Source organism: Lewinella sp. (assembly GCF_050633125.1).
Taxonomy (GTDB): Bacteria; Bacteroidota; Bacteroidia; order Chitinophagales; family Saprospiraceae; genus Lewinella.
Window position 1 is genome coordinate 1 of sequence record NZ_JBOEFX010000002.1, and the last position, 778, is coordinate 778.

1 protein-coding gene is annotated in these 778 nt (G+C 42.3%); it reads left to right on the top strand.

All coding sequences use genetic code 11. The annotated features are described in order from the left end of the window. Window positions 1–127: 127 nt before the first annotated feature. Window positions 128–760, top strand: coding sequence for a class I SAM-dependent methyltransferase (locus ACRBG0_RS00445; protein ID WP_431484964.1), 633 nt, complete (start codon window positions 128–130; stop codon window positions 758–760). Window positions 761–778 lie beyond the last annotated feature (18 nt).

Consider the following 778-nt stretch of genomic DNA (forward strand, 5'->3'; position numbering starts at 1 on the left):
GAACCATATAAGTTCATAAAAGGGTATATAAGCTTTTTTTTATCTATTTAAATGTCCTTATCTTTCTTGTTTGGTTGAATTCAGGTTTGTTAGCAAGCCCTTTGGTACAGCATAAATAGCAACAGAAATGGCCGAATTTTGGGAAACCAGCTTTAGAGATAAGAAGGCGATGTGGGGCCTAGCACCCGCTGATTGCGTCATGGAAGTGTTGGAGCTGTTTAAAAGAGAAGGGGTGTGCAAAATCCTGATACCGGGATTTGGCTATGGCAGGAATGCAAAAATTTTCATGGACAATGGGTTCGATGTTACAGGCATAGAGATCTCGGCAACGGCGATTGGATTGGCAAAAGAGCATTTTGGAGACGAGGTCAAGGTTCACCATGGTGCTGTGGGGGAGATGCCATTTGATGAAGAGTTATATGAGGGGATTTTTTGTTACGCTCTGATTCATTTGTTGGATTCAGGGGAGCGGGCAAAACTTATTAATGATTGTTACGCTCAGCTTGCGCCCGGAGGGTATATGGTCTTTGTGGCCATCTCAACGCATTCGGCTGCTTATGGAGAGGGTAAGGAATTGAGCACTGATAGGTTTGAAACCAAGCATGGGGTACAATTGTTTTTTTATGATCAAGCTTCTGTAGAAAGAGAATTTGGTGAATATGGCTTGATGGAAGCGAAAGAGATCAGTGAGCCTGCAAAGATTGTGGAGGGTAAGCCTTATCAGCGATTTTGGCAAATAAACTGTAAGAAGAATATTTAAGAGCTTGTTGGGGAATTT

Coding starts and splice junctions, on each gene's coding strand:
- ACRBG0_RS00445 (WP_431484964.1), top strand. CDS start 128: ATGGCCGAATTTTGGGAAACCAGCTTTAGAGATAAGAAGGCGATGTGG.